The organism is Bacillus sp. SIMBA_008, from assembly GCF_046535495.1.
In the GTDB taxonomy this organism is placed as follows: Bacteria; Bacillota; Bacilli; order Bacillales; family Bacillaceae; genus Bacillus; species Bacillus subtilis.
On the sequence record NZ_JAWRWL010000003.1, the window covers coordinates 37,369 to 55,104 of the forward strand.

General features: G+C 44.1%; 22 protein-coding genes. 8 read left to right on the top strand and 14 right to left on the bottom strand.

The genetic code is table 11. The annotated features are described in order from the left end of the window. Positions 1-77 precede the first annotated feature (77 nt). The 3 genes from SB658_RS10820 to SB658_RS10830 are packed head-to-tail and all read right to left on the bottom strand — an operon-like array spanning position 78 to position 2,393. The gene (locus SB658_RS10820) at positions 78-1,367 is read right to left on the bottom strand and encodes a hemolysin family protein (protein WP_009968059.1); all 1,290 of its coding nucleotides are present in this window, start codon (positions 1,365-1,367) and stop codon (positions 78-80) included. A gap of 43 nt (positions 1,368-1,410) precedes the next feature. Beyond that, entirely contained in the window at positions 1,411-2,088 is a 678-nt protein-coding gene (locus SB658_RS10825) for a zinc metallopeptidase (RefSeq protein WP_003228889.1), read from the bottom strand. A gap of 41 nt (positions 2,089-2,129) precedes the next feature. After that, on the bottom strand, positions 2,130-2,393 hold the full coding sequence (locus SB658_RS10830; protein WP_003243434.1) for a YuzI family membrane protein: 264 nt from the start codon (positions 2,391-2,393) through the stop codon (positions 2,130-2,132). 46 nt (positions 2,394-2,439) lie between these two features. On the opposite strand from SB658_RS10830, the gene mstX reads away from it, so the two are divergent. Together mstX and kbfO are read left to right on the top strand one after the other, a co-directional pair. Next, the gene (gene mstX / locus SB658_RS10835) at positions 2,440-2,772 is read left to right on the top strand and encodes a biofilm formation protein MstX (protein WP_003228886.1); all 333 of its coding nucleotides are present in this window, start codon (positions 2,440-2,442) and stop codon (positions 2,770-2,772) included. Then, positions 2,769-3,755: a potassium channel protein KbfO gene (kbfO, locus tag SB658_RS10840; RefSeq protein WP_003242502.1), complete on the top strand. Its 987-nt coding sequence runs from the start codon at positions 2,769-2,771 to the stop codon at positions 3,753-3,755. The genes mstX and kbfO overlap by 4 nt, the downstream gene beginning before the upstream one ends. On the opposite strand, the gene SB658_RS10845 is transcribed toward kbfO, so the two are convergent. The 5 genes from SB658_RS10845 to SB658_RS10865 all read right to left on the bottom strand — a co-directional run bounded on the left by SB658_RS10845 (position 3,752) and on the right by SB658_RS10865 (position 8,549). Next, entirely contained in the window at positions 3,752-4,156 is a 405-nt protein-coding gene (locus tag SB658_RS10845; protein ID WP_003228878.1) for a YugN-like family protein, read from the bottom strand. The genes kbfO and SB658_RS10845 overlap by 4 nt on opposite strands. Positions 4,157-4,215: 59 nt before the next feature. Then, positions 4,216-4,587 carry a hypothetical protein gene (locus SB658_RS10850; protein ID WP_010886601.1) on the bottom strand — a complete coding sequence of 124 codons (372 nt, stop codon included), beginning with the start codon at positions 4,585-4,587 and terminating at the stop codon, positions 4,216-4,218. Positions 4,588-4,645: 58 nt separating this feature from the next. Further along, the gene (locus tag SB658_RS10855) at positions 4,646-5,998 is read right to left on the bottom strand and encodes a glucose-6-phosphate isomerase (protein ID WP_003243401.1); all 1,353 of its coding nucleotides are present in this window, start codon (positions 5,996-5,998) and stop codon (positions 4,646-4,648) included. Positions 5,999-6,109: 111 nt separating this feature from the next. Next, a complete protein-coding gene (locus SB658_RS10860) occupies positions 6,110-7,282 on the bottom strand; it encodes an iron-containing alcohol dehydrogenase (protein ID WP_144500548.1) in 1,173 nt (390 codons plus the stop codon). A gap of 103 nt (positions 7,283-7,385) precedes the next feature. Continuing rightward, positions 7,386-8,549, bottom strand: coding sequence for an iron-containing alcohol dehydrogenase (locus SB658_RS10865; protein ID WP_003228869.1), 1,164 nt, complete (start codon positions 8,547-8,549; stop codon positions 7,386-7,388). A gap of 229 nt (positions 8,550-8,778) precedes the next feature. Here SB658_RS10865 and SB658_RS10870 point away from each other — a divergent pair, with 229 nt between their 5' ends. Further along, the gene (locus tag SB658_RS10870; RefSeq protein WP_003220771.1) at positions 8,779-9,015 is read left to right on the top strand and encodes a DUF378 domain-containing protein; all 237 of its coding nucleotides are present in this window, start codon (positions 8,779-8,781) and stop codon (positions 9,013-9,015) included. A gap of 78 nt (positions 9,016-9,093) precedes the next feature. Here the strand turns inward: SB658_RS10870 and yugI are convergent, their stop codons facing one another. From yugI to SB658_RS10885, 3 genes are all read right to left on the bottom strand, one after another. Next, positions 9,094-9,486 carry a S1 domain-containing post-transcriptional regulator GSP13 gene (gene yugI / locus SB658_RS10875; protein ID WP_003228864.1) on the bottom strand — a complete coding sequence of 131 codons (393 nt, stop codon included), beginning with the start codon at positions 9,484-9,486 and terminating at the stop codon, positions 9,094-9,096. Positions 9,487-9,687: 201 nt separating this feature from the next. After that, entirely contained in the window at positions 9,688-10,848 is a 1,161-nt protein-coding gene (locus tag SB658_RS10880; RefSeq protein WP_003228862.1) for an aminotransferase, read from the bottom strand. Continuing rightward, positions 10,849-11,349, bottom strand: coding sequence for an Lrp/AsnC family transcriptional regulator (locus tag SB658_RS10885; RefSeq protein WP_009968070.1), 501 nt, complete (start codon positions 11,347-11,349; stop codon positions 10,849-10,851). 147 nt (positions 11,350-11,496) lie between these two features. On the opposite strand from SB658_RS10885, the gene SB658_RS10890 reads away from it, so the two are divergent. After that, a complete protein-coding gene (locus SB658_RS10890) occupies positions 11,497-12,318 on the top strand; it encodes an alpha/beta fold hydrolase (RefSeq protein ID WP_021480485.1) in 822 nt (273 codons plus the stop codon). A gap of 24 nt (positions 12,319-12,342) precedes the next feature. On the opposite strand, the gene SB658_RS10895 is transcribed toward SB658_RS10890, so the two are convergent. Then, positions 12,343-12,603 (bottom strand): YugE family protein, encoded by a 261-nt coding sequence (locus SB658_RS10895; protein ID WP_070547695.1) that lies wholly within the window; start codon positions 12,601-12,603, stop codon positions 12,343-12,345. An 86-nt stretch (positions 12,604-12,689) separates the two neighbouring features. Here SB658_RS10895 and patB point away from each other — a divergent pair, with 86 nt between their 5' ends. The 3 genes from patB to kapB all read left to right on the top strand — a co-directional run bounded on the left by patB (position 12,690) and on the right by kapB (position 15,698). Next, positions 12,690-13,853 carry a cystathionine beta-lyase PatB gene (gene patB, locus SB658_RS10900; RefSeq protein ID WP_144500547.1) on the top strand — a complete coding sequence of 388 codons (1,164 nt, stop codon included), beginning with the start codon at positions 12,690-12,692 and terminating at the stop codon, positions 13,851-13,853. Between the two features lie 126 nt (positions 13,854-13,979). Beyond that, complete coding sequence (gene kinB / locus SB658_RS10905; protein WP_003228853.1) at positions 13,980-15,266, top strand: sporulation sensor histidine kinase KinB; 1,287 nt, start codon at positions 13,980-13,982, stop codon at positions 15,264-15,266. A 45-nt stretch (positions 15,267-15,311) separates the two neighbouring features. Beyond that, complete coding sequence (gene kapB / locus SB658_RS10910) at positions 15,312-15,698, top strand: kinase-associated lipoprotein KapB (protein ID WP_080529729.1); 387 nt, start codon at positions 15,312-15,314, stop codon at positions 15,696-15,698. Positions 15,699-15,724: 26 nt separating this feature from the next. Here kapB and kapD read toward each other — a convergent pair whose 3' ends face one another. Next, complete coding sequence (gene kapD / locus SB658_RS10915; protein WP_014480688.1) at positions 15,725-16,342, bottom strand: 3'-5' exonuclease KapD; 618 nt, start codon at positions 16,340-16,342, stop codon at positions 15,725-15,727. Between the two features lie 75 nt (positions 16,343-16,417). Further along, positions 16,418-16,621 (bottom strand): hypothetical protein, encoded by a 204-nt coding sequence (locus tag SB658_RS10920; protein WP_003243502.1) that lies wholly within the window; start codon positions 16,619-16,621, stop codon positions 16,418-16,420. Here SB658_RS10920 and SB658_RS10925 point away from each other — a divergent pair. Further along, a complete protein-coding gene (locus SB658_RS10925) occupies positions 16,524-17,732 on the top strand; it encodes a multidrug efflux MFS transporter (protein ID WP_224913148.1) in 1,209 nt (402 codons plus the stop codon). The two genes, SB658_RS10920 and SB658_RS10925, sit on opposite strands and share 98 nt — an antisense overlap. The last annotated feature ends 4 nt before the right edge of the window (positions 17,733-17,736 follow it).

Here is a 17,736-nt window from a genome sequence, read left to right on the forward strand (position 1 = left end):
AGGTCTTTACAGCATTGCTTTTTAAGAAATGACTTGATGACACAAAAAACAGCCGTTTGTTCCCCGGCTGTTTTTTATCAAAAATCAGTTTTTTTTATTTCTACAAAACGGATGTGGTGATCTTCGGCGTCGAGGATTTTAAATTCACAGCCCTCCGCGTGTATCACATCCCCTGCTTTCAGCTCCATTTTTTGCGTTAGAAGCCAGCCTGCAATCGTATCAATTTCTTCATTTTCAATCGCAATGTCGAGAAGGTCATTCACTTCGTCTATTAGCGCTTTTCCATCCATCACATAATGGTGCTCGCCCTTTTTCAGGATGTGCGGTGTTTCATCCTGATCATACTCATCGCGGATTTCCCCGACGATTTCCTCGATAATATCCTCTACAGTGACAAGCCCCGCCGTTCCCCCGTATTCATCGACAAGAATCGCCATGTGAATCCGCTCCTTCTGCATGCGGATTAAAAGCTGCTGAACAGGAATGCTTTCAATGACTCTGATAACGGGCCTCATGATTTGATTCAGCTTTATCGGCTGGCCGAGAAAATAAGCTTTAAACATATCTTTGCTGTTGATGATCCCTAAAATATGATCCTTGTCATCTTTGATGACAGGGTAGCGTGTATACCGTTCATTAATGATGTGATGAATTGCCTCTTCAAGCGACTGCTCCAGAGAGATAACCGCAATTTCTGTCCGCGGAATCATAATCTCTCTCGCTACCCGGTTGTCAAATTCAAAAATCTTATTTACATAGCGGAATTCAGACTGATTGATTTCTCCCTTTTCATAGCTTTCAGAAAGGATCAGCCTTAGTTCCTCTTCGCTGATGACAACCTGATGCTCCTTTACCGAATGAAAGCCAAACAATTTCACAAGAAAACTTGCAGAGCCGTTTAATGCTTTAATAAACGGGTACGTGATTTTATAAAACCAGATCAGCGGCTTTGCAATCCATAAGCTTACAGCTTCAGCTTTTTGAATAGAAACCGTTTTCGGGGCAAGCTCCCCCATCACCACATGCAAAAAAGTGACGATGATAAATGCAACTACAAATGTGACAATGTGGTTAAACGGTTCCGGTATGCCTGTCATTGTAAATAAGGGATGAAGAAAACGTTCAAATGTAGGTTCACCAAGCCACCCAAGGCCGAGGGCTGTAATCGTAATCCCGAGCTGGCAGGCTGATAAATACTCGTCAAGATTGGAGATGATTTTATGTGCGGCTAGTGCTCGGCTGTCACCGCTTTCGATGAGCTGATTGATTTTTGAACCTCTGATTTTGACGATCGCAAATTCCGCTGCAACGAAAACAGCCGTAATGCCAATCAAAACAAAAATGGCGATCAATTGTAAAATAAGCAAAAAAAGCCCTTACCATAAATGGTAAGGGGCCACCTCCTTAACGTTAATTCTCATCACGACCGTTTAAGAAAATCATCACAAAACGAAGTAGTTCAAACAGGGAAACCAGGGCGGCGGCCACATACGTTAAGGCAGCAGCACTCAGCACTTTATTTACCCCATTTTCTTCATTGTTTCGGATGAATCCTTCTGACACAATAATCTGCTTCGCACGTGAACTTGCATTGAATTCGACAGGCAATGTAATCAGCTGGAAAAAGACAGCCGCTGAAAACAGTATGATGCCAAGCCCGATCAAATTCAGGCTGCCGAGAAGCATGCCTCCTAAGAAAAGCAAAGGAGCTACACCGGATGCAAAATTCACGACTGGGAAGATTTTATGTCTCAGCACAAGCGCACCATATGACTCCTGATGCTGCAAGGCATGTCCGACTTCATGGGAAGCTACGGATATGGCGGAAATTGAGCGGCCGTAATAGACCGGCTCAGATAAACGCACCACCCGTCTTGTCGGGTCGTAATGGTCTGTTAAAGTGCCTCTTACCGGTTCGACCGGCACGTCGTAAAGACCGTTTATATCTAAAATCCGTCTTGCCGTTTCTGCCCCTGTACGTCCGCTTGAGGCTTCCACTTTTGAATATTTTTCAAAGTTGCTCTTTACTTTAAATTGTGCCCAAAACGACAATCCCAATGCGGCTATTGTTAAAAATATAAACAGCATTTTTTCATCATCCTTTGTTCATGATCATTTCTCTATTACGATTATTTTAATGAGTTTTCTTTCTCGTGTACAGAAATGCGCTTTTTCTTCCGGCTTGGAGCACACAATCCAATCAGCAAAAAGAACAGGCCTGCTGAAAACAAATAAAAGGCGAAACTGCCGGCCAGTTCTTTCAGAAAATGAAGCCAGGAGAAGCTTCCGGAAAAGTGATTATATGAATTCAAATCGAAAATAAACAAAATCACCGCGGATGCCGCCAGCTGCGTACCGATTAAAACCACGATCGTTCTTTGAAAGATCGTCATCTTTTTCATCCTTTTTGTTTTAGTTTATGGAGAAATCCGGTTTTATATGTTTTGTACATTTTTTGAAAAACATCACCGGAAGTGGGACATACTGTTAGAAAAAAGCACGGGTGTGATGGAAGCTATGAAAGTGACGAGTGAGGAAAAGGAACAGCTGAGCACAGCAATCGACCGAATGAATGAAGGACTGGACGCGTTTATCCAGCTGTATAATGAATCGGAAATTGATGAACCGCTTATTCAGCTTGATGATGATACAGCCGAGTTAATGAAGCAGGCCCGAGATATGTACGGCCAGGAAAAGCTAAATGAGAAATTAAATACAATTATTAAACAGATTTTATCCATCTCAGTATCTGAAGAAGGAGAAAAAGAATGAAATCAAATCGGATATTTATTTCATGGCTCAGGTGGCCGTTATTTATCCGAATCGGGGTTATTATTTTATGTCTGATTCTTTTGTTCGGCCAAATCATTTATATACTTGAGCCTAAGCAGTTCACTTCGGTATTCGAAGGTATTTGGTGGGCTGTCGTTACGGTTTCTACAGTCGGTTATGGAGACTATGTGCCGCACACTCCGCTGGGACAGGCAGCCGGAATACTGCTGATTTTGAGCGGAGCAAGCTTTGTCACAGCGTATTTCGCTACGTTATCAGCGGCCGCATTCAGCAGACAGCATCGCTACATTGAAGGAAAAGTTGCTTACAAAGGCCGGGACCACATCATTCTGATCGGGTGGAATGAAAAAACAAACCGGCTTTTGAAGGACCTTCAGCTTGCCGCCCCTTCCAAAACAGTCGTACTAATCGATGAATCCTTAACAGAAGGCCCGCTTATTGAAAACGTTCATTTCATACGCGGGCACGCTGCCGATGATGGGACACTGAAACGGGCCAATATTACTGAAGCGGAATCAGTGATGATTACTGCCGATCAGTATAAAAGTGAAACTGATGCTGATATGCTGTCAGTGCTGACTCTTTTATCTGTTAAAGGTCTTAATCCCCTTGCTTACTGCATCGTCGAGATTTTAACTGACCGTTTTGTCACCAATGCGGAACGGGCAGGCGCAAACCAAATCATCGGAACTTCAGAATTTATCAGCCGGGCGATGCTGCAGCATTACCAAGTCAAGTTACGGCCGTCTAAACAGCAGAACGGAATCAAGCTGACACTTGATCAGCATGTGGAGCTTCTTGCTGTTCCTGACGAACTAAAGGGAGCGGCTTACAAAACCTGTGTTCTCTATTTCCTTGATCACAACACAACAATTATAGGCATACAAAAAAAGGAGGGGCCGATGCTTTCCCCTCCTCTTACATACAAGGTGCTCGAAACAGATCAATTCCTTGCCATCTAGTGTAACAGAACATCCTCCAATTCTTTCACGAGAGAGGCGCCGATATCCAAAAATGCCGGATCAATTTCCGCGTCCCGCCTTTCCGGTTCGGAAAATTGATTAAACAGTGATTGGAAAGGCCCTCCCTCGGCGTGATCGTCAACATCCGCCTGAAACACCTGTCTCAGCATAAATGGCGTTCCGATCCGGACGGCCGCCCCTCGTTCATCGAGACTGCCCTGTACCGCATTGACGGGAATTCTTAAAAATAAATAGCCGTCTCTATCATCAATTTTATAATCAAAGTAGCCATGATCGTATTCCCAGCCGCCGTTTATCACATAACCGAGCGGCTTCATCACTTGTTCCAGTTCTTGAAGCAGAAAAGACTGCCCATCTATCGCGGAAGGTATTGGTATCATCAGAATGCCCCTTTTTTCACTTATCCTGTCCCGCCGAACAAGACTTCATTCAGAGGCGCCTACATGGAAATCGTTGTTTCTTTCGCGCGGCCAACAGGAAAGAAAGCGCATTCAATTAAGAAGTAAACAGCCATTGCCGCTGCAAGCCATACAGCTGAATCCCAAGACACATAAACAACCGTTGCATAGAGTCCTAATTTAGTGAAAAGAGTATGGGTTCGTTTTAAATGCAAAATCCGATGTACCGCATCGGTAAAAAGGGCAAGCGGCAAACCAATGAGAAGAAAGGAGTGGATGAAAAAATGTGACAGCGTGCCGCCAAAGCTTGAAGAAAACCCTGTATACACGGCATCAAAGGAGATAAGGAAACTTAAAATAGCTGCAGAAAAACCGGCAATGATGAGATGTTTAACCAATTGTTTCATGAACATCAGCACCTTTCTGATTTTATAAAAAGCCGACCGGCAAATGCCAGTCAGCTTTCTCACATTAATCTTCCAGACGTTTTTCAAGCTCTGCTTTTTTCTCTTCAAAGCCAGGTTTGCCGAGTAACGCAAACATATTGACTTTATACGCTTCTACACCAGGCTGGTCAAACGGATTGACGCCAAGGAGGTAACCGCTCATCGCGCAGGCTTTTTCGAAGAAATATACAAGGTATCCAAAAGTATATGCATTCAGCTCAGGAATGTTAACGATTAAGTTCGGAACATTTCCGTCTGTATGGGCAAGCATTGTACCTTGGAATGCTTTTTTGTTAACGAAATCAACAGTTTTACCGGCTAAATAGTTCAAGCCGTCAAGATCGTTATCCGCTTCCTCAATTGTCAGTTCATGTTTAGGCTTCTCTACGTTCAGGACCGTTTCGAATAAATCTCTGCGGCCTTCTTGTACATACTGGCCTAAAGAATGAAGGTCTGTTGAATAGTTCGCTGAAGAAGGATAAATGCCCTTCTCATCTTTCCCTTCGCTTTCTCCGAACAGCTGCTTCCACCATTCCGCAAAGTATTGAAGCGCCGGTTCGTAGTTGATGAGCATTTCAATTGTTTTGCCCTTATTATAAAGGACATTGCGAACAACCGCATATTGGTATGCTGGGTTATCTTCCAGTTCAGATGTTGCAAAATCTTTGCTCGCATCCAGGGCGCCTTTCATCATGTCGTCAATGTTGACGCCGCTGACAGCAATCGGCAAGAGACCTACAGCTGTTAAAACTGAATAACGGCCGCCGACATCGTCAGGAATTACGAATGATTCAAAGCCTTCTTCGTTAGAAAGCGTTTTTAATGCGCCGCGCTCTTTATCAGTTGTTGCATAAATCCGCGCTTTCGCTTCTTCTTTACCGTATTTCTCTTCAAGAAGCTTGCGGAAAATACGGAAAGCGATTGCAGGTTCAGTTGTCGTACCTGATTTAGAAATCACATTAATAGAGAAGTCAACATCTTCAAGAAGATCCATGACGTCTCTCATATAAGATGAACTGATGTTGTTCCCGATAAAAATGACTTGCGGATTGCCGCGTTTTGCTTTTGGCAAAGTGTTATAAAACGCGTGATTCAGCGCTTCAATCGCTGCCCGCGCTCCAAGATAAGAACCGCCGATGCCGACAACAAGCAAGACATCAGAGTCAGATTTGATTTTTTCCGCGCTTTTTTTGATGCGCGCGAATTCTTCTTTATCATAATGTTCAGGGAGGTCCACCCAGCCTAGAAAATCGCTGCCCGCGCCTGTTTTTTCATGGATATTATGGTGTGCTGTTTTTACAAAGTCCCGCAGATATGTAAGTTCATGTTCGTTGAAGAAAGTCAACGCTTTTGAGTAGTCAAAGCGTACATGCGTCATTGCTTGTCCCTCCATAACGGTATAATGTTTTCATCTTTCACTTTATATGAACTTATCTGTGAAATCAAGTCAAGAAGAAAGGGCGGAATGACTGGATTCCGCCCTTTGGGTTTATAGAGACGCGCGAAGGATGGCAAGCACGTCATCTTTGTTCAATTTTTGGAAGTTGCCGAAGCCGCCGTGTTCCATTTCCTTGGCTGCGATATCAGCAATCAGCTCAAGCTTTTCTTCTCCAATATTGTAATCAGCAAGACGAGAAGGTGCACCGAGGCTTGTCCAGAACGCAGACAGTTTATCGATTCCTTCAAGCGCAATTTCTTTATCTGTTTTGCCTTCAGTATCAATGTCAAACATGCTGAGCATGAGGTTTTTGAAGCGGCCTACATTTGTATCAAGCGTGTATCTCATCCAATTTGGGAACAGTATTGCCAAACCGCCCGCGTGCGGAATATCATATACAGCTGAAACAGCGTGTTCCATTGTATGAGAAGCCCAGTCACCGAAGTATCCCATTTGGAGCGTGCCGTTTAAAGCAATAGTACCAGCATACAAAATCGTTTCACGAAGTTCGTAGTTTTCCAGATCTTCAAGAAGCTTAGGAGCTGTTTCGATGACCGTCTGCAAAACAGCAAAGCACATTCTATCCTGAAGCGGCGTGTTTTCAACATTGTGGAAGTATTGTTCGAATACGTGGCTCATCATGTCAACCATGCCGTATACTGTTTGATTTTCTGGAACGGTGAACGTATTTTCAGGGTCTAAAATAGAGAAACGCGGATGAGTGACATTGCTGCCCCATACAAATTTCTCGTTTGTTTCCCAGTTTGTAATCACGGAATCAGGGTTCATTTCAGAGCCTGTCGCAGCAAGCGTTAAAACAGTGCCAAACGGCAGCGCATCCTCCGCTGTTACTTTTTTGCTGAAAATATCCCAAGCGTCGCCATCGTATTTGACGCCAGCTGCGATTGCCTTTGTACAGTCAATCACACTGCCTCCGCCGACAGCAAGCAGAAAATCAATGTTATGCTCTCTGCAAAGTCCTATGCCTTTTTCCACTGTCGCAAGACGCGGGTTCGGCTCTACACCTGACAGCTCATGAACAACAGCGCCCTCTTCTTTTAAAATGCCTGTGACTTGATCATAAAGGCCGTTGCGTTTAATGCTGCCGCCCCCGTAAACAAGCAGTACATTCTTGCCGTATCGTTTGAATTCTTTTCTTAATTGTTCAAGCTGACCTTTTCCAAAAATCAGCTTTGTCGGATTATAATAAGTGAAATTTTCCATAGTAAAACCTCCAAATGATGCTGGTAAAAAACAGATTTTCCATTGTAACATAAGTTGACAAAAAAGAAAAAGGGAAGCAGCCAAACGGCTATTTCCCCTTTTTTTATAGTGATGCTTTCAAAATTGACAGCACATCTTCTTTGTTGAGTGATTTAAATTGGCCGAATGTACCGTTAGCCATTGCCTTGTCAGCGATTGTGTCAAGCTGCTCATCATTAATATCATAATCAGCAAGACGGTTCGGAGCGCCAAGACTTGTCCAGAATGCGGACAGCTTATCGATACCTTCAAGGGCAATTTCTTCATCCGTTTTACCTGCTTCTTCAACATCAAACACGCGAACTGCAAGCTGTTTCATGCGGGCAGGGTTTTCAGACAATGTGTGTCTCATCCAATTCGGGAACAGAATCGCCAGTCCGCCGGCATGCGGAATATCATAAACGGCTGATACTGCATGTTCAATATTATGAGTAGCCCAATCCCCTCTTGCCCCCATAGAAAGCATGCCGTTTAATGCGATTGTTCCTGTGTACAGGATCGTCTCACGCAATTCGTAATTTTCGAGATCATTGATCAGCTTAGGCGCTGTTTCAATGACTGTACGCAAAAGTGATTCACACATGCGGTCCTGATACGGCGTGTTTGATACATGATGGAAGTATTGTTCGAATACGTGGCTCATCATGTCAACCATCCCGTAGATCGTGTGGTTTTTAGGTACGGTGAATGTATTCACCGGATCAAGAATCGAGAATTTAGGGAATACGAGCGGGCTGCCCCAGCCGTATTTTTCTTTTGTTTCCCAGTTTGTAATAACAGATCCTGAGTTCATTTCTGAACCAGTTGCAGCGAGAGTCAATACCGTTCCGAATGGCAAAGCATCTTTTGGCTGATGCTTTTTCGTAACGATATCCCACGCATCACCATCATACTTCGCTCCTGCGGCAATCGCTTTTGTACAGTCGATTACGCTTCCGCCTCCGACAGCCAGCAAGAAATCAATGTTTTGTTCTTTACAGATGGCAACACCTTTATTAACAGTCGACACACGAGGATTCGGTTCCACACCTGCTAATTCATGCACGGTAGCTCCGGCTTTATTCAGCTGTTCAATCACTTGATCATACAGGCCGCTGCGTTTAATGCTGCCGCCTCCGTACACAAGCAATACGTTTTTTCCGTAAGGTTTGAGTTCCTCCGGAAGTCTTTCCACTTCGCCGCGCCCGAAAATTAATTTGGTCGGATTCCAGTATGTAAAGTTTTGCATGACATCTCCTCCTTAGATTTTTTATTATGCAGAATGTCCTCACCACATGTAAAGCAATCAGCTCTCACCGATCAGCATACCAGATGGTTTTATTTTGCAAGGTGCTGGGAAAGAAGCTGATATAAGCGAGGGCAGGCCAGCTTCCCTCATATGGAGAATGCATGTATAGATTCTCCAATATGTCACAATCTATAACTGTTTTAATAATTCATGGAGGAGGTTGCAAAACATGAGTACCATTCAAAGAATTTGTCTTGTATTAACCATCATTGGCGCCATTAACTGGGGACTGATCGGATTTTTCCAATTTGACTTAGTAGCGGCTATCTTCGGCGGCCAAGGGTCAGCTCTTTCCCGAATCATTTACGGACTTGTCGGAATCGCCGGCTTAATCAACCTCGGTCTGCTATTTAAGCCAAACGAGGAAAGATCACGTGAAGAAGCAGCAAATCCTGAAATGCGATAGGATATCAATCACGCTGAAATAGGATTTTGCATGAAATCAAAAGCACCGAACATTCCTGTCCGGTGCTTTTTTTCATGCTTATTTTTTGATAAGGTCTTTGCGGTTGGACATTTCGATCCACTCTTCAAGCTTATCTTTTAATGTGTTGAAACCTTGTGGTGTAGAAGCTTCTTCGCTTACTTGAGCAGCTTTAGGTTTTCTTGGTTTGCTTTCTTTTTTCTCAGGCGCAGCTTGTGTCGCACGAATTGAAAGGCTGATTTTGCCTTTTTCTTCATCAACAGCAAGTACTTTTACTTGTACTTCGTCGCCAACTGAAAGGTGCTCGTTGATATCTTTTACGAAACCGTGAGTCACTTCAGAAATGTGTACTAAACCTTGAGTTTCTTCATCTAATGCAACAAACGCACCATACGCTTGTAATCCTGTAACTTTACCAGTGTAAACACTGCCCACTTCAAATTTTGCTGCCATTCATAACAACTCCTAAGTTAAATTAAATATCTGTTTATACGCAATTTAAAATTATATCACACATGTCTTATTTCCGCAAAGAAAACTTTTTTATAAAAAATCAGGTTTATGCACAGCAAAAAGGGGGTAAACTGAAAATACCAAAGGCTTTCTAGTATTCCCCCCTTTTATTGGATGCGAACAAAAGGTTCGTATCTTTTTTTATGTTGTTTTGTGCAGGAAGCGTTTCATTCTGACTAACGCTTCTTGAAGCTGTTCAATCGAGGTTGCGTATGAACAACGGATATATCCCTCACCGCTCGGACCAAACACACTTCCAGGAACAACGGCCACTTTTTCCTGCGTCAGTAGCTCCTCGGCAAACTGTTCTGAACTCATTCCCGTGCTTTTAATAGATGGAAAAGCATAGAAAGCGCCGCCCGGATGATGACAGCTGAGACCGATTTCATTGAGCGATTCTACAAACAGATTCCGTCTTCTTCGATAGCTTTTTTTCATTTTTTCTACGTCTTCCATGCCGTTCTTCAGGCCTTCAAGGGCGGCAAACTGCGCCATTGCAGGCGCGCACATCATCGCATACTGATGAATTTTAAGCATGGCATCCCGAAGCAAGGATGGTGCCGCGGCAAAACCGAGCCTCCAGCCCGTCATTGCAAATGCTTTTGAAAAGCCTGAGATGACTACCGTCCGTTCCTTCATTCCCGGTAATGCCGCTATACTTGTAAATTCCTCATCATATGTCAGCTCCGCGTAGATCTCGTCGGCTAAGACGATGACATCATGTTTTTTGGCAAACTCAGCAATCTCATTCAGCTCTTCCTTCGAATAAACCGAACCTGTCGGATTCGATGGTGAGCAGATGAGAATAGCCTTTGTTTTTTCAGTGACTGCCGCTTCAAAATCAGCAGCCGTTGCTTTAAATCCTTTGTCTGCCGTTGTATGAACGTGAACCGGGATACCGCCTGCCAAAGAAACAAGCGCATCATACGCCACAAAACACGGCTCAGGAATGATGACTTCCTCACCTGGATTCACAATGGCGCGGATCGCAATATCCAAAGCCTGACTTGCCCCCACTGTCACAATCAGCTCATTATCTGGCGAGTAGCTAAGATCAAACCTGTTGCTCAAATAACGGCTGATTTCCTCCCGCAATGAGTATAAACCCGCATTGGCCGTGTATGACGTATATCCTTGTTCAAGAGAGAGAATGCTTGCTTCGCGGACATTCCACGCGGTAACAAAATCAGGCTCGCCGACGCCTAAAGAAATGACGCCTTCCATCGTTGCCGCCAAATCAAAGAATTTGCGGATGCCGGATGGTTTTATTTGTTGTACATAGTCTGATAAATACGAAGTCATTTACGGTGACACCACGATTCTTTTGTCGTCGTCTCCTGTTTCAAACACTTTGCCGTCATGCTTGTATTTTTTCAGGATAAAATGGGTTGTCGTAGATACAACTGAATCAAGCGTTGAGAGTTTATCCGAAACAAAACGCGCTACGTCAGACATCGAATTGCCGCGAATCACGACAGACAAATCGTATACGCCTGACATCAGGTAAACTGATTCAACCTCTTGGAATCGGTAAATCCGTTCCGCCACTTCATCAAAACCGACGCCCCGCTTCGGCGTTACTTTGACGTCGATCATGGCCGTAACGCCCTCATGTCCGTCTACTTTTCGCCAATCAATCATAGCGGAATAATCGATAATAACCTTTTCTTTTTCCAGTTTGTCAATAATTGTTTTTACTTCATTTACAGGGATGCCCGCCATCTTTGCGATTGTTTCTAAATCGGCGCGGCTGTTTTCGTCTAAAATTTCTAATATTTCTGTTTCTTTTTCTGTCAGTTTCATTTGATTCACACCTTTGCAATGTCAAGAAATCTCATGACATTATATCACGTTTTTTGACGAATGCTAAGAAAAAACGAGGAGAAACTTCCGCTAGAATTTACAATTTCAGGGCATAATACAACCATCAAAAAAAGGGAGTGACACAGAATGGAGGCGGTTTCACCAATAAGGCGGTTTACGGTCGATGGAGTCAATGTATACTACGAACATTATCAAAATCCCGGCAGGCAAACGCTGGTTTGCGTACACGGTTTTTTATCATCTGCATTCAGCTTCAGAAAAGTAATTCCTCTCCTTCGGGACAAGTACGACATCATCGCGCTTGATTTGCCTCCTTTCGGCCAATCTGAAAAATCAAGAACGTTTATCTATACCTATCAAAACCTTGCTAAGCTTGTCATTGGGATTTTGGAGCACTTGCAAGTGAAACAGGCTGTGCTTGTCGGGCATTCTATGGGCGGGCAGATATCGCTGTCTGCTGCTCTCCAAAAACCTGAGCTTTTTTCAAAGGTTGTGCTGCTTTGCAGTTCAGGGTATTTAAAACGTTCACACCCGACGATTATTTTCGGGACCCATATCCCGTATTTTCATCTTTACATCAAACGCTGGCTCTCGAAAGAAGGCGTGATGAAAAATTTATTAAATGTGGTGCATGACAAATCGCTGATTGATGAGGAGATGATTGACGGCTATGGCAGACCGTTTCAGGACGAGCAGATTTTCAAAGCCATGACAAGGTTTATCCGCCACAGAGAAGGAGATTTAGAACCCGAGCAATTGAAGAAAATGAACAAGCCTGCTCTATTGATTTGGGGCGAGGAGGATCGAATTGTCCCAATGGAGATCGGTAAACGGCTGCACGCGGATTTGCCTAATTCCGAGCTGTACTCACTTGGCCAGACCGGACATCTGGTGCCTGAAGAACGGCCTGAACTTGTTTCTGAACACATTGCTCATTTTATCAATTAAAAAAACCGGTGCTGAACCGGTTTTTTAAGGCGTGCAGGAGCTGCTGTTTTTAATGAATAAAAGCTGGCCTGCCACTTCCCGGCAGCTGGCGATCGGCAGCGTTTGTTCAAAAGAAGTTTCAAATATATGCTGAATGCTTTTCGCCAGCACGTCGGGATCGTCTTCATCATAGACTGCCTGCACGACATCAACAGCCTCCGTTTCGTAAAACTCTTCTCCATATTTAAACGGGTCCCATTTGGCAATGATCTTAATCATTTCCCTGACCGCTTGACTTTCTTCCATATTCATCACCGCTTATAATAAAATTTGCAGTTCTATCTTATCATAGTGAAGCTTAGAAGAATAAACATACATGAGGGGGTAACAGAATGAACTTTGATAAACGAGAAGAACGCCTTGGCACCCAATCTGTCAAATGGGACAAAACAGGCGAATTATTTGGCGTGACAGACGCACTCCCGATGTGGGTGGCGGATATGGATTTTCGCGCGCCAGAAGCGATAACTGAAGCGTTAAAAGAGCGTCTTGACCACGGTATTTTTGGTTATACAACTCCAGATCAAAAAACGAGGGATGCTGTGTGCGGATGGATGCAAAACAGGCACGGCTGGAAGGTGGATCCGGAAAGCATCACATTCAGCCCCGGCGTTGTAACGGCCTTGAGCATGGCGGTACAAGCTTTTACGGAGCCGGGCGATCAAGTAGTTGTTCAGCCTCCAGTTTATACGCCTTTTTACCATATGGTGGAGAAAAACGGCCGGCGCATTTTACATAATCCGCTGCTAGAAAAAGACGGCGCATATGCAATGGATTTTGAAGATTTGGAGACGAAGCTTAGTGACCCAAGCGTTACATTGTTTATTTTATGCAATCCTCATAACCCTTCTGGGCGTTCATGGGGCCGGGAAGATTTACTGAAGCTAGGCGAATTGTGCCTTGAGCATGGCGTCACAATTGTATCGGATGAAATCCATTCCGATTTAATGCTGTACGGACACAAACACACGCCGTTCGCTTCGCTCTCTGACGATTTCGCTGATATTTCCGTAACATGTTCTGCTCCAAGCAAAACATTTAATATCGCCGGATTGCAAGCTTCAGCGATCATTATTCCGGATCGCCTGAAGCGCGCCAAGTTTTCCGCAAGCCTTCAGCGCAATGGTTTAGGCGGACTGAACGCGTTTGCTGTCACTGCAATCGAAGCCGCGTATTCAAAAGGCGGACCGTGGCTTGATGAATTGATCTCTTACATTGAGAAAAACATGAACGAAGCGGAAGCTTTTTTGAGCACCGAGCTGCCAAAGGTCAAAATGATGAAGCCGGATGCATCATACTTGATTTGGCTCGACTTCAGCGCTTACGGTTTGTCCGATGCAGAGCTTCAGCAAAGAATGCTAAAAAAAGGAAAAGTTATTTTAGAGCCCGGGACGAAATACGGGCCTGGCGGAGAAGGATTTATGCGCCTGAACGCGGGATGCTCTCTTGCAACCCTGCAGGACGGCCTGCGCCGCATCAAAGCCGCATTATCGTAAATATAGCTGTTAAACGCCTTTACGTCTTCATTTGTAAAGGCGTTCTTAATAAAGGAATTTTATATTTTACTTCTAATATTTAGTGTTATAATAGATTCATATTTTATACGAAAGGATTTCACACGAATGGAAATTCTAAAAGACTATCTTCTGCACATCTGCTTTATTTTGTTTCCTATTCTTCTTTACCAAGTGTTTTGGCTTGGAAAACCTGCGATTCTTGTGCCAAAAATAAACAGCGGTTTGGTCACGCTCTTCGCCTGCGGCGCCTCCGTTTTATGCATTATTTTCCCGATTCATGAAATGGACTACATACAATACGGCCTTCAGATGATTCCCGTTATCATTTGTTTATTTTACATTAGTACCGCTTCCGGACTTACAGTCGCCGCATCTGTCCTATGTTTTGAACTGCTTTTTTACGAACCTTCCGCAATGTTTGTTTTCACTTTGCTGCCTTTTCTTATCATTATCCCAATCTTATTTCAGAAAAAATGGCCATTCATGTCCAAAGCGAAAAAACTGCTGCTGTCTTTATTGATCAGCTGCGTGGAGATTTTCCTATTTTTCGCCTCAAGCTGGATTCTTTCCGCCTTGAATATTTTAAATTTTCAAAAATCAGGAATCTTCGTTTACGAGGCGGCAGTGTCAGGGCTTTTCCGCTCCAGTGTTCTTCTATTAAGCATCTATATTATCGAAAGCATCGCCGAAAATATCGCCCTGCGTTCACAGCTTATCCATTCTGAAAAAATGACGATTGTGAGTGAACTGGCAGCGAGCGTCGCTCATGAGGTCAGGAATCCGCTGACAGTTGTCCGCGGGTTTGTCCAGCTGCTTTTTAATGACGAAACCTTACAAAACAAGTCGAGTGCAGATTACAAAAAGCTTGTACTGTCAGAGCTTGACCGGGCGCAAGGCATTATTACAAACTATCTCGATATGGCCAAACAGCAATTATACGAAAAAGAGGTTTTTGACCTATCTGCCCTTATCAAAGAGACAAGCTCCCTTATGGTGTCGTACGCCAATTACAAGTCAGTAACCGTCGAGGCTGAAACAGAACCGGACCTTTTGATATACGGAGACGCAACAAAGCTGAAGCAGGCTGTCATCAACCTGATGAAAAACAGCATTGAAGCGGTTCCTCACGGTAAGGGGATGATCCACATATCAGCCAAAAGAAACGGCCATACGATCATGATCAACATCACAGACAATGGGGTCGGGATGACAGACCATCAAATGCAAAAACTCGGCGAACCTTATTATTCCTTAAAAACGAACGGAACGGGACTCGGCCTCACCGTAACCTTTTCCATTATTGAACATCATCACGGGACCATTTCATTTAACAGCAGCTTCCAAAAAGGCACTACGGTGACCATTAAGCTTCCCGCTGATCTTCCTCACTAGCAAATCGATTGGAACTTTAATAGAATAAATGCGAGGTGATGACAGATGAGCACGTTTGAGACAGGCTCTATTGTTAAAGGATTTTACAAAACAGGTGTATACATAGGAGAAATCACGGCTTGCAGGCCGCAGCACTATTTAGTGAAAGTGAAAGCGGTTCTTACCCATCCCGCTCAGGGAGACCTTCATCATCCAAAACAGGCGGATGTGCCATTTTTTCACGAAAGAAAAGCGCTCGCATATGGTGAACAGACCAATATCCCCCACCATATGGTGAAGCCTTATGACGGTGAAGTGCCGGATTATACCGAATCTCTGCGGGAGGCGACAGCACAGATGAGAGCCAAATTGAATGAGGATGGTTCGGAGTGGGCAAAGCGCTCCCTTCATAATCTGGACATTTTAGAAAAAGAATATTTTAACCTGCCATAACCCAGTCTGACAAAAGATTGGGTTTTTCACGTCGCGCGCTTGAACAGTTCGGTTAAATCGATTCTTTCGCCGATTGTGGGCGGTTTTGGCTTTTCGAGATACTGCTTATCCTGCTCAACAAGCTTAAAAAGTTTATATGCTGTGAGAGCATCATCAAGCGCTTTATGATGGGTGCCGGTTCCGGAATCTCCATACTCTTCGGCAGCTTTCCATAAACCCGTCAATGTCCGGTCTCCAAAAAAGTTTTTGTATTCAAGCGATAAATCTCTCATTTCTCCCTTAAACGGGAAAGGGATATGGTTAAACATACAGTTTTGCTTCAGCACTTTCATATCCATGTTTCCCCACGTAATAATTGTGCTGTTTTTCTCAGGATCCAGCTCGTTTAGTTTACGGATGAAATCCTCGAATCTCATTCCTTCGTCTACCTGTTTTTGGGTTATTTTTAAAAATGATTTGCAGCGTTTCGTAAGCTTCGGGAACTTTTTCGGTCTAACATAGCTAGAAAACGTCTCAACCACTTCATCATCAATCGACTTTACAATTCCGGCTTCAATGATTTCCGGGAAGAAGTTTTGAGGACTGTACTTTCCATCAGGCATTGTAAATTCGAAATCAATAATGAGTAAGCTGTTTGTTGTCACCTTTTTACACCTGCCTTTCCTCCGATCAGAAAATGCTATCTTTATAGTATATCAATTCCCCTTCTCGACATTTCTTCATTTTCTAAAAATAATGAATTTTCCCAGCCGCTTCGTTTCTTTTAAATTGTGAATCGTTTCTTTATAATTAGTAAGGAACCCGAAATAATAAGAAGGTGATGTTATTTCTATCCGTAAGAAAAACTTTGTCATTGTGTGGCTGGCGAACTTTTTTGTCTCCGCTAGCACAACGATGATCGTTCCTTTTCTCTCCTTATACATTGAGACGCTCAGCTCTTTTTCAAACGGCTTTGTGCAAAGGTGGAGCGGCTATGTGTTCGGCATTACATTTCTCATGGCGTTTTTGGTATCCCCGTTTTGGGGACGGTTCGGAGACAAACGCGGATATAAGAAAATCCTTATGGCGACCGGAACGGGCATTGCCCTCAGCATTTTCTTCATGGGCTTTGTTACATCGGTGTACCAATTGTTTTTTCTGCGTATGGCAATGGGTCTTGTAACCGGATTCATCCCGACATCTCTTGCGATGATTTCGGCACAGACTCCGAAGAGCTCAGCCGGCAAAACGCTTGGCACGCTGCAAATGGGGCAAGTGTCCGGAAGCTTGTTCGGCCCGCTTTTGGGAGGCATGCTTGCTGATCATTTCGGCTTTACGTATACCTTTTTTATCACATCCTTTGTGATTTTCTCGTCTGTTCTTCTCGTGTTATTTGGTGTCAAAGAAAAGCCTCTTGCAGAGAAAACAGCCAAACGTACGTCTTACTCGAGAAAAGAAGTGCTCTCCTATATTTTTCACCAGCCGGCGCTGTGGGTCATGATGCTGTTAACCATGCTGATTCAAACAGGCAATTTCAGTATCCAGCCCCTGCTCGCTTTATATGTAAATGAGCTGCACGGACCTGTCAATCTTGCCTTTTTCTCCGGCATGGCATTTTCAGCAACGGGGCTCGGAAGTTTGCTGCTGGCTAGAAAATGGGGTGATCTGGGCGACCGCTACGGCCACCGCCGCATTTTAATCGGACTTTTGCTCGCCGCCTCTTTCTTTTTTATTCCGCAGGCGCTCGCGTCCTCACTCAGCGTGCTCCTTGTTTTCAGATTTTTATTCGGAATGGCGATGGGCGGTTTGCTGCCATGCATTACGGCAGCGATCCGCGTTCAGGCTCCCGGCAGCATTCAAGGTGAAGTTCTCGGCTACAATGTCAGCTTTCGCTTTTTAGGAAACGTGCTCGGGCCTCTGCTCGGCGGAATCATATCGAGCCATTTTACCATTTCGGCCACCTTTTACGTCACGGCGTTTCTCTTTTTCGCTGGCGCCTGCATGCTTTGGATCATGCAGAAACTTCGGAAAGATTCTTATGCCAAAGCAAGCTGATTCC

Bases quoted from the DNA above. Each gene is read 5' to 3' on its own strand.
- SB658_RS10885 (WP_009968070.1), bottom strand. From the start codon at position 11,349: ATGAAACTGACAGAAAAAGAAACAGAAATATTAGAAATTTTAGACGAA.
- patB (WP_144500547.1), top strand. From the start codon at position 12,690: ATGAACTTTGATAAACGAGAAGAACGCCTTGGCACCCAATCTGTCAAA.
- SB658_RS10825 (WP_003228889.1), bottom strand. From the start codon at position 2,088: ATGCTGTTTATATTTTTAACAATAGCCGCATTGGGATTGTCGTTTTGG.
- mstX (WP_003228886.1), top strand. From the start codon at position 2,440: ATGTTTTGTACATTTTTTGAAAAACATCACCGGAAGTGGGACATACTG.
- SB658_RS10895 (WP_070547695.1), bottom strand. From the start codon at position 12,603: ATGGAAGAAAGTCAAGCGGTCAGGGAAATGATTAAGATCATTGCCAAA.
- SB658_RS10920 (WP_003243502.1), bottom strand. From the start codon at position 16,621: ATGTATAAGGAGAGAAAAGGAACGATCATCGTTGTGCTAGCGGAGACA.
- kinB (WP_003228853.1), top strand. From the start codon at position 13,980: ATGGAAATTCTAAAAGACTATCTTCTGCACATCTGCTTTATTTTGTTT.
- SB658_RS10860 (WP_144500548.1), bottom strand. From the start codon at position 7,282: ATGGAAAATTTCACTTATTATAATCCGACAAAGCTGATTTTTGGAAAA.
- kapB (WP_080529729.1), top strand. From the start codon at position 15,312: ATGAGCACGTTTGAGACAGGCTCTATTGTTAAAGGATTTTACAAAACA.
- kbfO (WP_003242502.1), top strand. From the start codon at position 2,769: ATGAAATCAAATCGGATATTTATTTCATGGCTCAGGTGGCCGTTATTT.
- SB658_RS10845 (WP_003228878.1), bottom strand. From the start codon at position 4,156: ATGATACCAATACCTTCCGCGATAGATGGGCAGTCTTTTCTGCTTCAA.
- SB658_RS10850 (WP_010886601.1), bottom strand. From the start codon at position 4,587: ATGTTCATGAAACAATTGGTTAAACATCTCATCATTGCCGGTTTTTCT.
- SB658_RS10870 (WP_003220771.1), top strand. From the start codon at position 8,779: ATGAGTACCATTCAAAGAATTTGTCTTGTATTAACCATCATTGGCGCC.
- SB658_RS10880 (WP_003228862.1), bottom strand. From the start codon at position 10,848: ATGACTTCGTATTTATCAGACTATGTACAACAAATAAAACCATCCGGC.
- SB658_RS10830 (WP_003243434.1), bottom strand. From the start codon at position 2,393: ATGACGATCTTTCAAAGAACGATCGTGGTTTTAATCGGTACGCAGCTG.
- yugI (WP_003228864.1), bottom strand. From the start codon at position 9,486: ATGGCAGCAAAATTTGAAGTGGGCAGTGTTTACACTGGTAAAGTTACA.
- SB658_RS10890 (WP_021480485.1), top strand. From the start codon at position 11,497: ATGGAGGCGGTTTCACCAATAAGGCGGTTTACGGTCGATGGAGTCAAT.
- SB658_RS10865 (WP_003228869.1), bottom strand. From the start codon at position 8,549: ATGCAAAACTTTACATACTGGAATCCGACCAAATTAATTTTCGGGCGC.
- SB658_RS10855 (WP_003243401.1), bottom strand. From the start codon at position 5,998: ATGACGCATGTACGCTTTGACTACTCAAAAGCGTTGACTTTCTTCAAC.